Raw genomic sequence first — 18,203 nt, 5'->3', positions numbered from 1 at the left:
GTTAAGCCTTTCAGCGCCGATGGTACTGCACACGCGAGTGTGTGGGAGAGTAGGACGTCGCCGGACATAACATTCGCTAGTGGCCACCCCTCGGGGTGGCCACTAGTCGTTTTCGGGCATGCTTGAAGTCGTGCGCGAGAGGAAGGACTGACCCGCAGTGCCGCAGGAACGACGCTCCAACGACCCCCGCCGCAAGCCGTCCGCATCCGGTGGGCCCCGACGGGGCTCCGACTCCGCGCGCGGCGGCGATTCACCGCGCCGCGGGGAGGCCCCTCGCCGAGGCGCTGAAGGTCGTCGCGACTCGGCGCCGTCGCGCGGCCGCGGCCAGGGCGGATCCGGTGGCGGCAAGCAGTGGAGCCGTCCGCGCCGCGAGGAGGAGCAGCGCGAGCGCCGGCCGCGCAGCGAGGACCAGGCGCGCTACGACGGTCCGCCCCTCGATGAGTCGATCACCGGCTCCGAGCTGGACCGGTCCGTTCGCCAGCAGCTGCGAGGACTGCCCGAGAAGCTCGCTGCCCGCGTAGCCCGGCATCTCGTCGCAGCCGGCCAGCTGATCGACGAGGACCCGAGGACCGCCTACGAGCACACCCTGGCTGCCCGGGCCCGCGCGGCCAGGGTCGCGGTGGTGCGTGAGGCGTGCGGCGAGGCCGCCTACGCCGCCGGTGAGTACGCTGAGGCGCTCTCCGAACTTCGAGCGGCCAAGCGGATCAACGGCGCCAACGACTACCTGGCAGTGATGGCCGACTGCGAGCGTGCGCTGGGCCGGCCCGAGAAGGCATTGGCACTTGCCAAGAGCCCCGCGGTAGAGAACCTGCCGCCCGACCAGCAGGCCGAGATGACCATCGTGGAAGCTGGGGCCCGCCGCGACATGGGCGACCTGGACGCGGCCGTCCGCACCCTGGAGAACGCCCCGTTACGGTCCCGGACTCGCGCGGACTGGGTGGTGCGACTGCGCTACGCGTACGCGGACACGCTGCTCGCTGCCGGGCGCCGGGACGAGGCGGTGGAGTGGTTCCACCGCACGGTGGCGATCGACGGTGAGGGGATCACCGACGCGGCCGAGCGAGCGGCCGAGCTGGAGGGCATCACGTTCCTCGAGGACAGTGACACGGAGCTCGGCGATGTGGCGGAGGATACCGGGGAACTGGCCTGAGCTTCGGCCATCGGCTCTCCACATCGCGTCGCGGGCTGCTGTTGTGCACAGACCGCCGAAGGGACCCGCCGGGGCTCCCGGCGACCTGCGAGCCTCGCTCATGGAGGTGGTGTGGATGAGCACCCAGGAAGCAGTGGAAGTCGAAGAACGCAACGCGGTCTGCCTGATCGGGCGGGTCTCCTCGACCCCCCTGGAGCGTGAGCTGCCCAGTGGTGATCGCGTGGTCGTCTTCCGCCTGGTGATGGCGCGTGGGCGCACGGCCATGACGGCCCGGTCCAAGCAGGTGTCGGACTGGGTCGACTGTGCCGCGTGGGGCAGCCGGGTCCGCCGCAGCGTGGCGTGCTGGCAGGTCGGGGACCGGGTCGAGCTGGAGGGTGCGCTGCGGCGCAGGTTCTTCCGTGACGGCGGCGGGGCGACCACGCGACTCGAGGTGGAGGTGCTCAGCGGTCGCCGCCTGGAGCGTGCGACCCGGGAGCGGCCGGCGGGCTGAGGGGCTGCTCAGGCGTCGCGAAGGTCCCGGAGCACCAGGCCCATCCGGGGCTTGGGGCTGAACGAGGTCGACTTCCGGGGCATCCGCTCGCCGCGGCTTGCGGCGACCATCACCTGATGAAGGCCGGGCGGGCGGACGCCGATCACCACGCCGGGATGCCGGGCGGTCATCTGCACCGCTTGGTCGATCGAGTGGTGGTAGCCCACCTGCTCCTCACTGACGTTCCAGGCCGGCAGGAGTCCGGTGTGCAGGACCGCAGCGTCGACGTCGTGCGTCCGCGGTGCGGTCAGGCGCACCCAGGCGCGCCCGTCGGACAGCGCGAACACCGCCTGGTCCGGGTCACGGGCGGCTGGGTCCGAGACTGCAGCCAGGGCTGCGTCGCGAGCCACCGGCACTGCGGACTGGTCGTCGCGCTCAGCAACAGCGTCGAGTACGTCCGACAAGGTCATGCCTGTCACGAAGCGGTGGATGGGGCCCACCGTCAGCGGGTGGTCGCCCTGGTCGACGACCATCGCCAGCCCGTAGTCCCAGGGCGAGGCACCGGGAGGAGCCCCGGTGGGGCGCTCCTCACGCTGCAGCGCGAGGTAGGCCGCGTAGCGGTGGTGCCCGTCGGCGATCAGCACCTGGCCCGGTGCGAGCAGCTGCGCGATCTCCGCCAGCTCGTCCGGAGCCGTGATCGACCAGAGGCGGTGGTGGCCTGCTTCGCGGGTGGTGAAGTCCTCCAACGGTCGGCGCGACGCCACCCGGCCGAGCAGGTCCCGGAGCGCGGGCGGGCCGTGGTGCACGAGCAGGATCGGTTCCGGGTTGGTTCCCGTGGTGCGCATGAGCACCGTCCGATCCTCGACCGGGCCGGGCATCACGTCCTCGTGCGGCAGCACGACCATGTCGCGCTCCTCGCGCAGGCCGACGAGCCCCACCAGGCCGCGCACGGTGGACCCGTCGACGGTGTACTCGTACAGGTACAGGCCGGGCTCCCGGTCGGGGACCAGGCAGCCCTCTGCTCGCCAGGTCTCGAGCCGGCGGCGCACCGCGAGGTAGGGCCCCTCGTGGCTGCGTGGGAGAATCAGCCGGACGATGTTGCGCCGGTTGCGGGCCTCGAGCTCGCGCACCGTGTCGGCATCCAGGACGTCGTACGGCGGTGAGATCACCGAACCGAGGTCACCGACGACGGATGCGTCGAAGCGCAGGCCCCGGAACGGGGCCAGCACGAGAGGTGCGCGTCCACCGGTGCCGGCCATCGGTGCATCGTACGAGCAGCACCACCGACCACGCCAAAGGAGAGTCGCGGGACGTGTTGAAGGAGAGCCGAGAGCCGCTGTGGTCGGTCTACGACCTCGCGATGCTCGACCTCGACGGCGTGGTCTACATCGGTCCCCACGCGGTGCCGGGGGTGCCGCAGCACCTGGCGGCGGCCGCGGCCGCGGGGATGCATCTTGCCTATGTCACCAACAACGCCGCCCGGCCGCCGGCCGCGGTGGCCGAGCACCTCAGCCGCCTGGGCATCCCTGCTGAGGAAGACGATGTCGTGACCTCTGCGCAGGCGGCGGCGCGCCTCCTGGCGGAGTGGCTGGAGCCGGGCGCCGCGGTCTTCGTCATCGGTGGACCCGGACTGTTCGAGGCGCTCCAGGAGCGGGGTCTGGGACCGGTGCAGTCCGCCGACGACGACCCGGCGGCGGTCGTCTCGGGCTACTACGCGGATCTGCGATGGGGCACGGTCAGCGAGGGCGCGATCCTGGTGCGCGAGGGGCTGCCGTGGGTCGCCACGAACCTCGACATCAGCGTCCCGACGCCGCGGGGGCACGGCCCGGGCAACGGCGTGCTCGTCGAAGCAGTGGCGAGGTTCGCGAACCGGGAGCCGGTGGTCGCCGGCAAACCCCTCCCGCCGTTGTTCGAGGAGACCCAGCGGCGCGTCGGTGGCAGCAGACCGCTGGTGGTCGGCGATCGTCTCGACACCGACATCGAAGGGGCCCGCAACGCCGGCCTCGACAGCCTGCTCGTGCTGACCGGGGTCACCGGGGTCGCAGAGCTGGTCGCGGCGGCGCCGGCCCACCGTCCGACGTACCTCTCCGCAGGGCTGGAGGGGCTGGGGCTGCCCCACGGGGTGCCGGTGGTCCGCGACGGTGGCCACGAGCTGGGTGGCTGGCGCGCGGTGGCCGGTCACGGCACGGTCAAGATCGACGGAGCGGGGGATCCGGCCGACTGGTGGCGGGTGCTGGCGCATGCGGCCTGGGCGCATCTGGACGCGACCGGCGAGAGCGTCGATCCCGACGGCCTGACGCCTCCGATGTAGCGTGAACCAGGCCGTTGAGGCGGCACGGTGGGTTCGGCCGTCCCACGCGAATCCCGCAGCCCGAGCAAGCAGATGGTGAGGCACCAGCCAGTGAGTGAGCACAACGACCCGGAGACGGACACGCCCGAGCGCGACGTGCACACGCACGATGACCCGGCACCGCTCGAGGCGACCGGGGACGAGAGGATCGACGAGGTTCTGCACGCGGTCGCCGGCCTGGAGGGTCGTCCTCTGGAGGAGCACGTGGCCGTGTTCGAGGCCGCTCACGAGACGTTGCGCTCGGCGCTCTCCGACGCCGCGCGGGAGCCCGGTGCGCCGGGTCCTCGACCTGGACCCGCCGGCGGCCCGTACCCAGGGCCTCGCCCACGCTGAGGCAGCGATGCCGCGACGACTCCGCCTCGACGCCGAGCTGGTCCGACGGGGCCTGGCCCGGTCCCGTGAGCACGCCAGCGAGCTGATCGCCGCCAAGCGCGTGAAGGTCGCCGGCTCGGTCGCGACCAAGCCCGCGACCGGAGTCACCACCGACGTCGCTCTGGTGGTGACCGAGGATCCCGAGCGCCCTGACTTCGTCTCGCGAGGCGGTCACAAGCTGGCCGGCGCGCTCGCGGCCTTCGCGCCTCGGGGGCTGGAGGTCTCCGCCCGCCGATGCCTGGATGCGGGTGCGTCCACGGGCGGGTTCACCGACGTGCTCCTCCGACACGAGGCGGCCGAGGTGGTCGCGGTCGACGTCGGCTACGGGCAGCTCGCGTGGAGCCTGCAGCAGGACCCCCGGGTCGTGGTGCACGACCGGACCAACGTCCGCGAGCTGTCGGTCGAGCAGATCGGCGGGCCGGTCGACGTGGTCGTCGGCGACCTGTCGTTCATCTCCCTCGAGCTCGTGCTCGATGCGCTGATCGGGGTGACCAGGGACGACGGCGACCTGGTGCTGATGGTCAAGCCGCAGTTCGAGGTGGGCAAGGACCGGGTGGGCAAGGGCGGCGTGGTCCGCGACCTGGCCCTCCGCGCCGAAGCGGTCGGATCCGTCGCCGAGGCGGCCGCACGCCGCGGGTGGGGCGCCAGGGCGGTGACCACCAGCCCACTGCCGGGTCCATCGGGCAACGTCGAGTTCTTCTTGTGGATGAGGCGCGGGCAGGCCGAGATCGGCCACGATGACATCGAGCGTGAGGTCCGGCGGCCCGCCGTGCCGTCGGTGGCTGATGAGAGGCTGGACGCGTGAACGGAACCGAACCCCCCAGCCGCCGCGTGTTCGTGCTCGCCCACACCGGCCGCGACGACGCCCGCGAGGTTGCCCGGCAGTTCTGCCATGCCCTCGACAAGCACGGTCTCGGCGTTCGGGTCCTCAAGCAGGAGGCCGAGGACCTGGGGCTCAGCCTCGAGGGGCTCGAGACCGTCGAGTGCGACGGGCAGGCGACCGCAGGCTGCGAGCTCGCCGTGGTGATCGGGGGCGACGGCACCATTCTGCGGGCGGCAGAGCTGACCCGGGAGACCGGCACACCGGTCCTCGGCGTCAACCTCGGCCATGTCGGGTTCCTGGCCGAGGCCGAGCACGACGACGTGGAGTTCACGATCGACGCGATCGTCCACCGCCGCTACACCTCCGACCAGCGGATGACCGTGGATGTCTCGGTCTACCAGGGCCAGGAGCTGATCGCCACCACCTGGGCCCTCAACGAGGCCAGCGTGGAGAAGGCGGCCCGGGAGCGCATGCTCGAGGTGGTCGTCGGGGTGGACGGCCGCCCGCTGTCCCGCTGGGGCTGCGACGGGGTGGTGTGCGCGACACCCACAGGCTCCACGGCCTACAACTTCAGCGCCGGCGGTCCGATCGTCTGGCCCGGCGTCGAGGCGCTGCTGATGGTGCCGATCAGTGCCCACGCCCTGTTCGCCCGACCGCTGGTGGTGGCCCCGACCTCGGTGCTGGCCGTCGAGGTGCTCGCGCGCACCGATACCGCCGGAGTCCTGTGGTGCGACGGACGCCGCACCGTGGAGCTGCCGCCCGGCGCCCGGATCGAGGTACGCCGAGGAACCACACCGGTCCGGTTGGTCCGGCTGCACCAGGCGCCGTTCACCGACCGGCTGGTCGCGAAGTTCGGGCTGCCGGTCCAGGGCTGGCGCGGAGCCGCCGAGCGCCGGCGCAACCGTGAGAACGGAGCCGAGTAGTGCTCGAGGAGCTGCGCATCCGGTCCCTGGGCGTGATCGACGAGTCGGTCCTCGAGGTGGCGCCCGGGCTGACCGTGATCACCGGTGAGACCGGTGCCGGAAAGACCATGGTGGTCACCGCGCTCGGTCTGCTCCTGGGTGGACGCGCGGACTCCGGGGCGGTGCGCACCGGGGCGAAGGCGGCCCGCGTGGAGGGCCTGCTCAACCTCGAGGCCGCCGGGCCCGAGCTGCGCGAGACCGTCGAGGAGCTCGGCGGCGAGATCGAGGACGGCCGGCTGCTGATCGCCCGGCAGATCTCCGCCGAGGGTCGCTCGCGCGCCTTCGCCGGGGGCGTGTCGGTGCCGGTGTCGGCGCTCAGCGAGCTCGTCGACCCTCTGGTCGCGGTCCACGGACAGTCCGACCAGCACCGGCTGCTGCGTCCCGCGGCGCAGCGCGAGGCGCTCGACACCTTCGCGGGCGCGGCCGCGCTGCGCGCCAGGGAGAAGTACGCCGACCTCTACCGCGAGCTGAAGGACACCGAGGCCGAGCTCGAGGAGGTCGTCCGCACCGCCCGGGAACGTGCCCGCGAGGCGGACCTCCTGCGGTTCGGTCTCGACGAGATCGAGGCGGTCTCTCCTGAGCCCGGCGAGGACGAGCGGCTGGCCGCCGAGGAGGCGCGGCTCGGCTTCGCCGACACGCTGCGCAACGCCGCTGTCCAGGCACGCGAGGCGCTCTCCTCCGAGGAGGGGGCCGCCGACGCACTCGCAGCGGTCTCCGCTGCGCGCAAGCTGCTCGACTCCGTCCGCGAGCACGACGTCGAGGTCGCGGGCCTGGCCGACCGGCTGGCGGAGGTGAGCTACCTGCTCTCCGACGTCGCCGCCGACGTTTCCTCCTACGCCGCGGGCATCGACACCGACCCGGCCAGGCTCGCGACGGTCTCCGACCGCCGGGCGGCGCTCACGGCGCTGACCCGCAAGTACGGCGAGACCATCGACGAGGTGCTTGCCTGGTCCGCACAGGCCGCCGAACGGCTGCTGCTGCTCGACGACACCGAAGGCCTGATCGAGACGTTGCGTCAGCGGCGCACCGAGCTGCGCGCGGCCCTCGCCGAGACAGGTGCGACGCTCAGCGGCCTGCGCAGAAAAGCAGCCGCCAAGCTGGCGAAGATCGTCACCGGCGAGCTGGCGTCCCTGGCGATGCCGCACGCCAGCCTGACCATCGAGGTCACCCAGACCCCCGACGAGGACGGCCTGGCAGTGGGGGAGCGGACGCTGGCCTTCTCCGCCTCGGGCATCGACGACGTGGAGATCCTGCTCGCGGCCAACAAGGGCGCCGAGCCCAGGCCGCTCGGACGCGGCGCCTCCGGCGGCGAGCTGTCCCGGGTGATGCTCGCGATCGAGGTGGCGCTGGCCGAGACCAACCCGGTGCCGACCTTCGTGTTCGACGAGGTCGACGCCGGGGTGGGCGGGAAGGCGGCCGTCGAGGTCGGCCGACGGCTGGCGATGCTCGCCCGACACGCCCAAGTGCTCGTTGTCACACACCTGCCGCAGGTGGCGGCCTTCGCCGACCAGCACCAGGTGGTGCGCAAGAGCAGCGACGGCGTGGTCACCACCTCGGGCCTGGTCGCCCTCAGCGAGGCGGAGCGGGTGCGCGAGCTGTCCCGGATGCTGGCCGGCCTCGAGGACTCCGAGACCGCGATGGCGCATGCCCAAGAGCTTCTCGAGGCTGCGCAGGAGGCGCGCACGCCGACCCGCTGAGCGGGCGTCGCCTGACCGGAACTCACTCGGCTGCGTGGCAGGATTGCAGCGCGATGAAGTTCCCCTCACGACAACGAACCGATGCAGCCCTGCCCGGAACGGTGGGCACCGCTCGGGTGGATCGGCGCACCAGCAGCCTGGTGCGCCGGCTCAAGCCTGGTGACATCGCGGTGCTGGACCACCTGGACCTGGACCGGGCGAGCGCCGAGGCGCTGCTCGACGCGGGAGTGACCGCCGTCGTGAACGCCTCGCCGTTCATCTCCGGCCGTTACCCCAACCTCGGTCCCGAGCTCCTCGCCCGGGCCGGTGTCGTGCTCCTCGACGACGTCGGTGCTGAGGTGTTCGGCAAGGTCGAGGACGGGAGCTCGGTGCGCATCCACGACGGCCGGCTCTACGTGAAGGACCAACCGGTCGTCTCGGGCAGCCAGCTGACCGCCGAGGACATCGCCGAGCTCATGGAGCAGGCCCGCGGCGGTCTGGCGACCCAGCTGCAGAGCTTCACGCACAACACGACGGAGTTCCTCCGCCGGGAGCAGGACCTGCTGCTGCACGGCCAGGGCGCTCCGAGCCTCCGCACTCGGCTCGAGGGTCGACCCGTCGTGGTGGTCGTGCGGGGTTACGACTACCGCGAGGACCTACGCGGGCTGAAGCGCTACATCCGCGAGCAGCGGCCGGTCCTCGTCGGCGTTGACGGAGGAGCCGACGCGCTGCTCGAGGCCGGGCACCGTCCCGACGTCGTGGTGGTCGGCGAGGCGGGCCTGGCCCAGGGCGGGCGCGGCGCCGAGCGTGCGTCGGTCTCCGACAAGGCGCTGCGCGGCGCCCGGGAGGTCGTGCTGCACAGCGACCGGGCCGGCCGCGCGGTCGGCGCGGAAAGGCTCGACCGGATCGGCGTGCGCACCCAGAACTTCTCCGCCTCCGGGACGACCGAGGACGTCGCGCTCCTGCTGGCCGACCTCGCCGGTGCGTCCTTGATCGTGTCGGTGGGCACGCACGCGACGCTCACCGAGTTCCTCGACAGCCATCGCGCCGGCCTGGCCGGCACCTTCCTCACCCGGCTCCGCGTCGGCCCCAAGCTCGTCGACGCCAAGAGCGTCCCCTCGCTCTACTCCGGCCGAGTCCGGGTGTGGCACCTCCTCGCCGTGCTCCTGGCCGGCATCGTGGCCCTGCTCGTCGCGGTCGCCGGCACGCCGGTGGGCCAGGAGTGGTGGGACGCCGTACAGAGCTGGCTCAGCGACGCAACCGACTGGTTCCAAGGACTTCTCACGTGATCTCTTTCCGCTACCACATCGTCTCGATCGTCTCGGTCTTCCTGGCACTCGCGGTGGGGGTGGCTCTCGGCGGTGGCCCGCTCAAGGGGGAGGTCGACAACACCCTGGTCGAGCAGGTCGAGGCCGATCGCAAGGCCAAGGCCGACCTGCGCGCCCAGGTGCAGGCGCTCGGTGCCGGCAACGCGTTCACCGACGACTTCACCAGCGCGGTGGCTCCCGAGCTGGTCGGTGGCTCCCTGAAGGAGCGCACGGTGACGCTGCTGGTGATGCCGGGAGCCGACGAGTCGGTGGTCGGGTCCGTCTCCGAGCTCGTCGAGACCGCCGGCGGCACCGTGGGTGGGACGGTCCGAGCAGCCGAGGGGCTCCTCGACGTGGGCAACAAGCAGCTCGTCGACGAGCTGGGCAGCCAGCTCCTCGACGGGGTCAACGACGTCACGGTGCCCGACGACGCCGGCACCTACGAGCGGCTCGGCGCGATCATCGCCCGGGCGGTCGCCACCGACGAGGACGGCGGCGCGGCCATGGACGACGCCGCCAGCTCGATCATGTCCGGGCTGAGCACCGCGGACCTGATGTCGCCGGCCGGCGAGATCACCCGGCGGGGCAGCCTGGTCCTGGTCGTCACCGGCGCCGGCAGTGCCGACGCCGAGGAGCGCGAGGGTGCCAGTGCCGTGCTGGCCGCTCTGGTCGGCGCCCTGGACGAGGGCACCGACGGGGTGGTCGTGGGCGGCCCGATCGCCGCGGCCCGCTCCGGAGGCGCGCTCGAGGCGGTGCGGCGCGAGGTGGTCACCGCGCAGGAGGTCTCCACCGTCGACACCGTGGACCGGGTCCCCGGACAGGTGGTGGCGGTGATGGCGCTGGCCGAGCAGGCCGACGGTGCCGCCGGGCACTACGGGGCGGTCGACGCCGCCGACGGTGTCCTGCCCGCCGCGGAGTGACGCCCCGTCTGCGACCCGCCCGGCGCGGCTTCGCCATGCCGGGCACCTTGTTGGTAGCCTAGAACCCCGTGGACGGTTGGATTCCAACCGCCTCTTCGCTGGCCCGGTCAGCGAGGTCCGGCACCGAGACCACGGGAGTTGCCTTGGCCGCATCGCAGCCAACCAAGCACGTCTTCGTCACCGGAGGCGTCGCCTCCTCCCTCGGCAAGGGGCTGACCGCCTCCAGCCTGGGGAACCTCCTCAAGGCTCGCGGGCTGCGGGTGACCATGCAGAAGCTCGACCCCTACCTCAACGTGGACCCGGGGACGATGAACCCGTTCCAGCACGGTGAGGTGTTCGTCACCAACGACGGCGGGGAGACCGACCTCGACATCGGCCACTACGAGCGGTTCCTCGACGAGGACCTGAGCCAGATCGCCAACGTCACGACCGGCCAGGTGTACTCGCGGGTGATCGCCAAGGAGCGACGCGGCGACTACCTCGGCGACACCGTGCAGGTGATCCCGCACATCACCAACGAGATCAAGGAACGGGTTCGCGCGATGGCCGGGCCGGACATCGACGTGGTGATCACCGAGGTCGGCGGCACGGTCGGCGACATCGAGTCCCAGCCGTTCCTCGAGGCCGCACGGCAGGTGCGCCACGACGTCGGCCGCGACAACGTCTTCTTCCTCCACGTCTCCCTCGTGCCCTATCTCGCCCCCTCCGGGGAACTCAAGACCAAGCCCACGCAGCACTCGGTGGCGGCGCTCAGGTCGATCGGTATCCAGCCCGACGCGATCGTGTGCCGCTCGGACCGCGAGATCCCCGACTCGGTCAAGCGCAAGATCTCCTTGATGTGCGACGTGGAGGAGGAGGCCGTGGTCGCCGCGGTCGACGCCCCGTCGATCTACGACATCCCCAAGGTGCTGCACAGCGAGGGCCTCGACGCGTTCGTCGTACGACGTCTCAACCTCCCGTTCCGCGACGTCGACTGGACGCAGTGGGACGACCTGCTCCGCCGGGTGCACCACCCCGCCGAGGAGGTGACCGTGGCGCTGGTCGGCAAGTACGTCGACCTCCCCGACGCCTACCTCTCTGTCGCCGAGGCGCTGCGAGCCGGCGGGTTCGCGCACGAGGCCAAGGTGCAGCTGCGGTGGGTGCCCTCCGACGAGTGCCAGACCGCCGAGGGTGCCGCGCGGCACCTGGCCGACGTCGACGCCGTCTGCGTCCCCGGCGGCTTCGGCATCCGGGGCATCGAGGGCAAGGTCGGTGCCCTGGAGTACACCCGCACCCACAAGATCCCGACGCTGGGCCTGTGCCTGGGCCTGCAGTGCATGGTCATCGAGTACGCCCGGCACGTGGCGGGCATCGAGGACGCCGACTCCACGGAGTTCGACCCGCAGTGCCAGGAGCCGGTGATCGCGACGATGGCCGAGCAGAAGGCGTTCGTCGACGGGGAGGGCGATCTGGGCGGCACGATGCGACTCGGTCTGTACCCCGCACACCTCAAGGACGGCTCCGTGGTCGCCGAGACCTACGGCGCGCACAACGTGGAGGAGCGCCACCGGCACCGCTACGAGGTGAACAACTCCTACCGCGGACAGCTGGAGAAGGCCGGCCTGGTGTTCTCGGGAACCTCACCCGACGACACGCTGGTGGAGTTCGTCGAGCTGCCCCGCGACGTGCACCCGTACTACGTGTCCACCCAGGCCCACCCCGAGCTGCGTTCGCGACCGACCCGCCCGCACCCGCTGTTCGCGGGGCTGGTCGGTGCGGCCCTGGAGCGCCAGCGCGAGCTGCGGTTCCCGATCGACGAGTCGTCCCTGCGTCGCCCGGCGGCCGCCGACGGCGACGAGGAGCTGGTGAGCACCGGCGCCGCCGGGCCGGACCGGGAGTCCTGACCGCCTGCCGGCCCGACCGCACGTCCCCGCACGGCGCCCGCGCGTCGCGGGAGCCTGCGCCCTGAGTGATCGCCGTGACGCAATACACTCGCCGCGTCACCCCGACGACGTGGTGACGATCACTTTGTGGAGGGAGTGCGCACCGTGAAGGTCGGCGTGCCGAGGGAAGTCAAGAACAACGAGTACCGGGTGGCGATCACCCCCGTGGGCGTGCACGAGCTGGTCCAGCACGGTCACGAGGTCTTCGTGGAGGCCGGAGCGGGTGCCGGGTCGCAGATCGCGGACGAGGAGTACGCCGCCTCGGGTGCCACCGTCCTCGACAGCGTCGACGACGTGTGGGGCACCGCCGACATGGTGCTCAAGGTCAAGGAGCCCATCGCCGAGGAGTACGCGCGGATGCGCGAGGGGCAGACCCTGTTCACCTACCTCCACCTCGCGGCGGACCAGCGCCTCACCCAGGAGCTGCTGGACCGCAAGGTGACCGCGATCGCCTACGAGACCGTCCAGCTGCCTTCGGGCGGCCTGCCGCTGCTGTACCCGATGTCCGAGGTGGCCGGCTGTCTGGCCCCGCAGGTGGGGGCGCACGCGCTGATGCGGGCCCAGGGTGGACGTGGTGTCCTGCTCGGCGGTGTCGGCGGTGTGGCCAACGCCAAGGTCGTGGTGATCGGCGCCGGGGTGTCGGGTCAGAACGCCGCGAACATCGCGCTCGGCATGGGCGCCGACGTCACCCTGCTCGACACCGACCTGGACAAGCTTCGGATGTCCTTCTGGCGCTACAACAACCGCGTCCACGGCCTCGCTTCGTCGAAGCTCGCCATCCAGCAGCAGGTGTTGGAGGCCGACCTGGTCATCGGCGCCGTGCTGATCCCCGGGGCCAAAGCACCGAAGCTGGTCAGCAACGAGCTGGTCTCCCAGATGAAGCCGGGGTCGGTCCTGGTGGACATCGCCGTGGACCAGGGCGGGTGTTTCGAGGACACCCGGCCCACGACGCACGCCGATCCCACCTTCGAGGTGCACAACTCGATCTTCTACTGCGTGGCGAACATGCCCGGGGCGGTGCCCAACACCTCCACCTATGCCCTGACCAACGCGACGCTGCCCTACACGACGGCGCTCGCTGACAAGGGCTGGCAGCGCGCCCTGCGCGAGGACCGGTCGCTGGCCCTGGGGCTCAACACGCACGCCGGCAGGCTGACCAGCGCGCCCGTGGCGGAGGCGCACGGCATGGAGCACGGGTCGGTCGAGGAGGCATTGGCCTGACCGGGACCGCGACGGAGCCGGGTGGGACCAGGACCGGCCCCACCCCGCTCCAACGCGCCCTGAGGACCTACCTCGACCACCTCATGGTCGAGCGGGGGCTGGCCGACAACACGCTGAAGTCCTACCGGCGGGACCTGCGCCGCTACGTGTCCTACCTGGCGCAGGTCGGGGTCGAGGACCTGACACAGGTCACCGAGTCCGCGGTGAGTGGGTTCTTGATGTCGCTGCGGGAGGGCGACGCGGAGCACCAGCCGCTGAGTGCCGGATCGGCGGCCCGCACGGTCGTCGCGGTCCGCGGGTTCCACAAGTTCGCGGTTCGCGAGGGTCTGACCCCGCAGGACCCGGCGGCCGCCGTACGACCTCCGGCGTCGGCGAAGCGACTGCCCAAGGCGCTGCCGCTCGCCGAGATCGAGGCGATCCTGGAGGCCGCGGGGGCTCCCGGCACGGCACTGGCTCTGCGGGACCGCGCGCTGCTGGAGCTGCTGTACGGCACCGGTGCGCGGATCTCGGAGGCCGTCGGGCTCGACCTCGACGACCTGGACCGCACCGAGGGCAGCGTGCTGCTGCGCGGCAAGGGCAGCAAGGAGCGGATCGTCCCGGTCGGCTCCTACGCCCTGGAGGCGCTCGAGGCATACCTGGTCCGAAGCCGCCCCGAGCTCGCCGGCGTCGGACGGGGCACCCCGGCGATGTTCCTCAATGCACGCGGCGGCCGGCTGTCCCGGCAGAGCGCCTGGGCGGTGCTCGCCAAGGCCGCCGAGCGGGCCGGAGTCGAGGCCGAGGTGTCCCCGCACACCCTGCGTCACTCCTTCGCCACACACCTGCTCGACGGTGGCGCCGACGTGCGCGTGGTCCAGGAGCTGCTCGGGCACGCCTCGGTCACCACCACCCAGGTGTACACGCTGGTCACCGTCGACAGCCTGCGCGAGGTCTACGCCACCGCGCACCCGCGGGCGCTGGCCTGACGCCGGACCGTCCCCAGGGTTATCCACAGCGGGGGAGTGTGCTGTGTACGGCGCGCCTGCCCGCTGCACACTCCCTCCCCAGGTTTACTGGGGACGTACCCGCGTCGGGCGATCGTGTTGTAGGACGCACGGCGCACCGCATAGAGTCGCCGCGTTGCTGCGACAAACCGACCTGTCGGCGAGTCGACATTTGGCGCAACGCAGACCAGGACACGGGAGGCGCGAGCGTGAACGACTCGTATCCGTACGGCAACCTCGCCGCAGGAGCATCTGCTCCCGAGATGCCTCCCCTCGACACGCTTCCGCCAGGAGATGCCTCGTACGTGAGTGAGCCCCTTCCCTTCCGGCACGAGGAGCCCGTGCTCGGGCCCACCGGCCGTCCGATGCCCGAGCTGCCGGTGCCGGCCCCCCGGGCCAAGCACGGCAATGCGCGCGTGGTCGCGATGTGCAACCAGAAGGGCGGCGTGGGCAAGACCACGACGACCATCAACCTCGGTGCGGCACTGGCTGAGTACGGCCGCAAGGTGCTCCTCGTCGACTTCGACCCGCAGGGCTCGCTGTCGGTCGGGCTCGGTCTCAACCCGCACGAGATGGAGCTGAGCGTCTACAACCTCCTCCTCGAGCCTGGGGTGCGTCTCGACGACGTCGTGGTGCCCACGGGCGTGGAGGGGATGGACCTGCTCCCGTCCAACATCGACCTGTCCGCGGCCGAGGTCCAGCTCGTGCACGAGGTCGCCCGGGAGCAGACCCTCCAGCGGGTGCTCGGTCCGGCCGTGGCGGAGTACGACTTCGTGCTGATCGACTGCCAGCCGTCCCTCGGTCTGCTCACCGTCAACGCGCTCACCGCCGCCGACGGCGTGATCGTGCCGCTGGAGTGCGAGTACTTCGCACTGCGGGGCGTGGCGCTGCTCAAGACCACCATCGACAAGGTCAAGGAGCGGCTGAACCCGAAGCTGACCATCGACGGCGTGCTCGGCACGATGTACGACGGTCGCACCCTGCACGGCCGCGAGGTCATGGAGCGGCTCGTCCAGGCGTGGGGCGACACCGTGTTCCACACGGTGATCCGACGCACCGTGAAGTTCTCCGACTCGACTGTCGCGGGGGAGCCGATCACGTCCTATGCCGGGAGCTCGGCCGGAGCGCAGGCCTACCGACAGCTCGCCCGTGAGGTGCTGGCCCGTTGTCCCGACGAGTAAGCCTGCCCAAGGCCGACGACCTCTTCCGCCCCACCGCGTCACCCGAGCCCGCTGAGTCCGCGGCACCGGGACAGCCCGCCACCGATCAGCGCGGCGGCTCCGACGGTGACGCCGACCGCGGCCGTCGTGGCCGCCGGCCCAGTGGCCGCGTGCGCCACGACGAGAAGATGACCGTCTACGTCACCGCCGAGGAGCTGCTCGACCTCGAGCACGCCCGGCTGTTGCTGCGTCGCGACCACAACCTCGCGGTGGACCGCGGCCGGCTGGTCCGCGAAGTGGTCGCCTGGGCGCTGGCCGACCTCGACGCCCGGGGCGAGGACAGCGTCATCGTGCAGCGACTGAAGCAGGCATGACCGACGAGGCCGCCCTCGCCGATGCAGCGCCCGTCGAGCAGTCCGCGGAGGCGCCGCCGGAGGCTCAGTCGGGCTTCGCCGTACGCCTCGACAACTTCGAGGGCCCCTTCGACCTGCTGCTGAGCCTGATCGCCAAGCACAAGCTCGACATCACCGAGGTCGCGCTGTCGAAGGTCACCGACGAGTTCATCGCGCACATCAAGGCCGCGGGCGAGGTGTGGGACCTCGAGCAGACCACCTCGTTCCTGCTCGTCGCCTCCACCCTGCTCGACCTCAAGGCGGCCCGGCTGCTGCCCCAGGGCGACGTGGAGGACGAGGAGGACCTCGCCCTGCTCGAGGCACGGGACCTGCTGTTCGCCCGGCTGCTGCAGTACCGCGCCTACAAGCAGGTCGCGGCGGTTCTGGAGAAGCGGATCGCTGGCGAGTCGCGGCGCTTCCCGCGGGCGGTCGGGCTCGAGGAGCGGTTCGCCGGGCTGCTGCCCGAGGTGCTGATCGGGATCGGCCTGGAGCAGTTCGCGGCGCTGGCGGCGAAGGCACTCGCCCCCAAGCCCGTGTACGAGTTCTCGCTGGCGCACATCCACGCCCCGACGGTCAGCGTCAAGGAGCAGGGTGCGATCATGGTCGACCGGCTCCGTCGGCAGAAGACGATGACGTTCCGGGCGCTCGCCGCCGACTCTCCCGACACGCTCACCACGGTGGCGCGGTTCCTGTCGCTGCTGGAGCTGTTCCGCGAGGGCGCGGTCTCCTTCGACCAGGTGTCGCCGCTCGGTGAGCTGACCGTGCGGTGGACCGGGGCCGAGGAGGGCGAGGTCGAGATCCAGGACGAGTTCGACGGCGCACCGCCCGAGGCGGGGGACACACCGCCCGACGCGGCGGACACGGCGCCCGAGGCCGCGGAGGCAGCGCCCGACGAGGTGGACACACCGGCGGCGAACCCGAACGACGACGAGGAAGACCAGTGAGCGAGCAGCAGCACGACGCGGAGACCAACGAGGTCGTCGAGCAGACAGATGCGCCCGAGCCGACGGAGACGGAGGAGCAGCCGGTGGCCCCCGAGCCCGCCGGGGACGCCGAGCCGGAGACGCTGGCGATCCCGCTCGCCGAGCTCCGGCCGGCCCTCGAGGCGGTCCTGATGGTCGCCGACCAGCCGCTCGACGAGGTCACGCTCGCAACCGCCGTCGGGTATCCGGTCGACGAGGTCGTCGCCGCGCTCCGCGAGCTCGCCGAGGGGTACGCCGAACAGGGCCGTGGCTTCGACCTGCGCAACGTCGCAGGCGGCTGGCGCTTCTACACCCGGGAGGAGTACGCCCCGGTAGTCGAGAAGTTCGTGCTCGACGGACAGCAGGCCCGACTCACCCAGGCGGCTCTGGAGACGCTCGCCGTCGTGGCCTACAAGCAGCCGGTCAGCCGCGCCCGGGTCTCGGCGGTGCGCGGGGTGAACGTCGACGGCGTGATGCGCACGCTCCTGGCCCGAGGGCTGGTCGAGGAGTGCGGCCACGACGAGGAGACCAGCGCGATCCTCTACCGGACCACCAGCTACTTCCTGGAGCGGATCGGGGTCACCTCGATAGACGAGCTGCCCGAGCTCGCGCCGTTCCTGCCCGAGATGGGCGACCTCGACGAGCTGGAGCCGCCGGCGTCGCAGCCCACGCTTGCCGACGCGGCCCCGGCAGCACCGGCCGGCGCTGCAGACGAGGATCCCCGGTGACCGAGGGTCACGAGCACGACGAGGAGCACCTGGTCAGGCTGCAGAAGCTGCTCGCGCAGTCGGGGGTGGCGAGCCGGCGCAAGTGCGAGGAGCTGATGCTCGACGGGCTCGTCGAGGTCGACGGGGAGGTGGTGACCCGGCTAGGCACCAAGGTCGACCCCCGCACGGCGGTGATCCGGGTCGCCGGCAAGCGCCTCCCCCCGGTGAGCCCGCACGTGTACCTCGTGCTCAACAAGCCCCGCGGCGTGGTGTCCACGATGTCGGATCCGGAGGGCCGCCGTACCCTCTCGGACTTCGTCGCGGACCGACCCGAGCGGCTCTTCCACGTCGGTCGGCTCGACACCGACACCGAGGGGCTGATCCTGTTGACCAACGACGGTGACTTCGCGCACCGGATGGCGCACCCGTCGTACGAGACGGACAAGACCTACGTCGCCGAGGTGAAGGGCCAGGTGGTCAACGCCACGGCCCGTCAGGTGCTCGACGGCGTGACGCTCGAGGACGGCCCGGTCTCGGTCTCGTCCTTCAGGGTGATCTCCAGCCACGGAGGTCGCTCCATCGTCGAGCTGGTCATCCACGAAGGGCGAAACCGGATCGTGCGCCGGCTCCTGGACGCCGTCGGGCACCCCGTTACGCGGCTGACCCGGACCGCGATCGGCCCGGTCCAGCTGACGGGTCTGCGCAAGGGCGAGCTGCGCGAGCTGACCCGGGACGAGCTCGGCGCCCTGCTCGATGCCGCGCAGCTCTGACCCGATCTCGCAGGTAGGGGTGTGAGGGCGTCTGGTTTCGGGTGCTCGCCCCGCGTGTCA

Annotated in this window: 18 protein-coding genes; 17 read left to right on the top strand and 1 reads right to left on the bottom strand. The window is 71.6% G+C overall.

What is annotated here, in order from left to right; translation table 11 throughout:
- Window positions 1-157 precede the first annotated feature (157 nt).
- Both ACYVIH_RS22450 and ACYVIH_RS22445 read left to right on the top strand, forming a co-directional pair.
- Complete coding sequence (locus tag ACYVIH_RS22450) at window positions 158-1,150, top strand: tetratricopeptide repeat protein (protein ID WP_460871775.1); 993 nt, start codon at window positions 158-160, stop codon at window positions 1,148-1,150.
- 115 nt (window positions 1,151-1,265) lie between these two features.
- Window positions 1,266-1,640 carry a single-stranded DNA-binding protein gene (locus ACYVIH_RS22445; RefSeq protein WP_460871774.1) on the top strand — a complete coding sequence of 125 codons (375 nt, stop codon included), beginning with the start codon at window positions 1,266-1,268 and terminating at the stop codon, window positions 1,638-1,640.
- 8 nt (window positions 1,641-1,648) lie between these two features.
- On the opposite strand, the gene ACYVIH_RS22440 is transcribed toward ACYVIH_RS22445, so the two are convergent.
- Window positions 1,649-2,878: a DUF1015 family protein gene (locus tag ACYVIH_RS22440; protein ID WP_460871773.1), complete on the bottom strand. Its 1,230-nt coding sequence runs from the start codon at window positions 2,876-2,878 to the stop codon at window positions 1,649-1,651.
- Between the two features lie 53 nt (window positions 2,879-2,931).
- Here ACYVIH_RS22440 and ACYVIH_RS22435 point away from each other — a divergent pair, with 53 nt between their 5' ends.
- The 15 genes from ACYVIH_RS22435 to ACYVIH_RS22365 all read left to right on the top strand — a co-directional run bounded on the left by ACYVIH_RS22435 (window position 2,932) and on the right by ACYVIH_RS22365 (window position 18,143).
- Complete coding sequence (locus ACYVIH_RS22435) at window positions 2,932-3,930, top strand: HAD-IIA family hydrolase (protein ID WP_460871772.1); 999 nt, start codon at window positions 2,932-2,934, stop codon at window positions 3,928-3,930.
- Window positions 3,931-4,020: 90 nt separating this feature from the next.
- The gene (locus ACYVIH_RS22430) at window positions 4,021-4,302 is read left to right on the top strand and encodes a hypothetical protein (RefSeq protein WP_460871771.1); all 282 of its coding nucleotides are present in this window, start codon (window positions 4,021-4,023) and stop codon (window positions 4,300-4,302) included.
- 7 nt (window positions 4,303-4,309) lie between these two features.
- The gene (locus ACYVIH_RS22425) at window positions 4,310-5,146 is read left to right on the top strand and encodes a TlyA family RNA methyltransferase (protein ID WP_460871770.1); all 837 of its coding nucleotides are present in this window, start codon (window positions 4,310-4,312) and stop codon (window positions 5,144-5,146) included.
- Window positions 5,143-6,087 (top strand): NAD kinase, encoded by a 945-nt coding sequence (locus ACYVIH_RS22420; protein ID WP_460871769.1) that lies wholly within the window; start codon window positions 5,143-5,145, stop codon window positions 6,085-6,087. The genes ACYVIH_RS22425 and ACYVIH_RS22420 overlap by 4 nt, the downstream gene beginning before the upstream one ends.
- Entirely contained in the window at window positions 6,087-7,823 is a 1,737-nt protein-coding gene (gene recN / locus ACYVIH_RS22415) for a DNA repair protein RecN (protein ID WP_460871768.1), read from the top strand. The genes ACYVIH_RS22420 and recN overlap by 1 nt, the downstream gene beginning before the upstream one ends.
- A 53-nt stretch (window positions 7,824-7,876) precedes the next feature.
- Window positions 7,877-9,091 (top strand): putative cytokinetic ring protein SteA, encoded by a 1,215-nt coding sequence (gene steA / locus ACYVIH_RS22410; RefSeq protein WP_460871767.1) that lies wholly within the window; start codon window positions 7,877-7,879, stop codon window positions 9,089-9,091.
- Window positions 9,088-10,029: a copper transporter gene (locus tag ACYVIH_RS22405; protein WP_460871766.1), complete on the top strand. Its 942-nt coding sequence runs from the start codon at window positions 9,088-9,090 to the stop codon at window positions 10,027-10,029. Before steA ends, ACYVIH_RS22405 begins: the two co-directional genes overlap by 4 nt.
- Before the next feature lie 143 nt (window positions 10,030-10,172).
- The gene (locus ACYVIH_RS22400) at window positions 10,173-11,912 is read left to right on the top strand and encodes a CTP synthase (protein WP_460871765.1); all 1,740 of its coding nucleotides are present in this window, start codon (window positions 10,173-10,175) and stop codon (window positions 11,910-11,912) included.
- 144 nt (window positions 11,913-12,056) lie between these two features.
- Entirely contained in the window at window positions 12,057-13,172 is a 1,116-nt protein-coding gene (ald, locus tag ACYVIH_RS22395) for an alanine dehydrogenase (RefSeq protein WP_460871764.1), read from the top strand.
- 59 nt (window positions 13,173-13,231) lie between these two features.
- On the top strand, window positions 13,232-14,134 hold the full coding sequence (gene xerD, locus ACYVIH_RS22390; protein ID WP_460871778.1) for a site-specific tyrosine recombinase XerD: 903 nt from the start codon (window positions 13,232-13,234) through the stop codon (window positions 14,132-14,134).
- Between the two features lie 383 nt (window positions 14,135-14,517).
- The gene (locus ACYVIH_RS22385; RefSeq protein WP_460871777.1) at window positions 14,518-15,333 is read left to right on the top strand and encodes a ParA family protein; all 816 of its coding nucleotides are present in this window, start codon (window positions 14,518-14,520) and stop codon (window positions 15,331-15,333) included.
- Window positions 15,318-15,686, top strand: a complete 369-nt coding sequence (locus ACYVIH_RS22380; protein ID WP_460871763.1) for a hypothetical protein — start codon at window positions 15,318-15,320, stop codon at window positions 15,684-15,686. Before ACYVIH_RS22385 ends, ACYVIH_RS22380 begins: the two co-directional genes overlap by 16 nt.
- Entirely contained in the window at window positions 15,683-16,648 is a 966-nt protein-coding gene (locus ACYVIH_RS22375) for a segregation and condensation protein A (RefSeq protein ID WP_460871762.1), read from the top strand. The genes ACYVIH_RS22380 and ACYVIH_RS22375 overlap by 4 nt, the downstream gene beginning before the upstream one ends.
- 83 nt (window positions 16,649-16,731) lie before the next feature.
- Complete coding sequence (scpB, locus tag ACYVIH_RS22370) at window positions 16,732-17,394, top strand: SMC-Scp complex subunit ScpB (RefSeq protein ID WP_460871776.1); 663 nt, start codon at window positions 16,732-16,734, stop codon at window positions 17,392-17,394.
- Window positions 17,391-18,143, top strand: a complete 753-nt coding sequence (locus tag ACYVIH_RS22365) for a pseudouridine synthase (protein WP_460871761.1) — start codon at window positions 17,391-17,393, stop codon at window positions 18,141-18,143. Before scpB ends, ACYVIH_RS22365 begins: the two co-directional genes overlap by 4 nt.
- Window positions 18,144-18,203 lie beyond the last annotated feature (60 nt).

Source organism: Nocardioides pakistanensis (assembly GCF_054781215.1).
The sequence above is the reverse complement of the archived record's forward strand: the minus strand, read 5'-3'. Positions and strand labels throughout refer to the sequence as shown.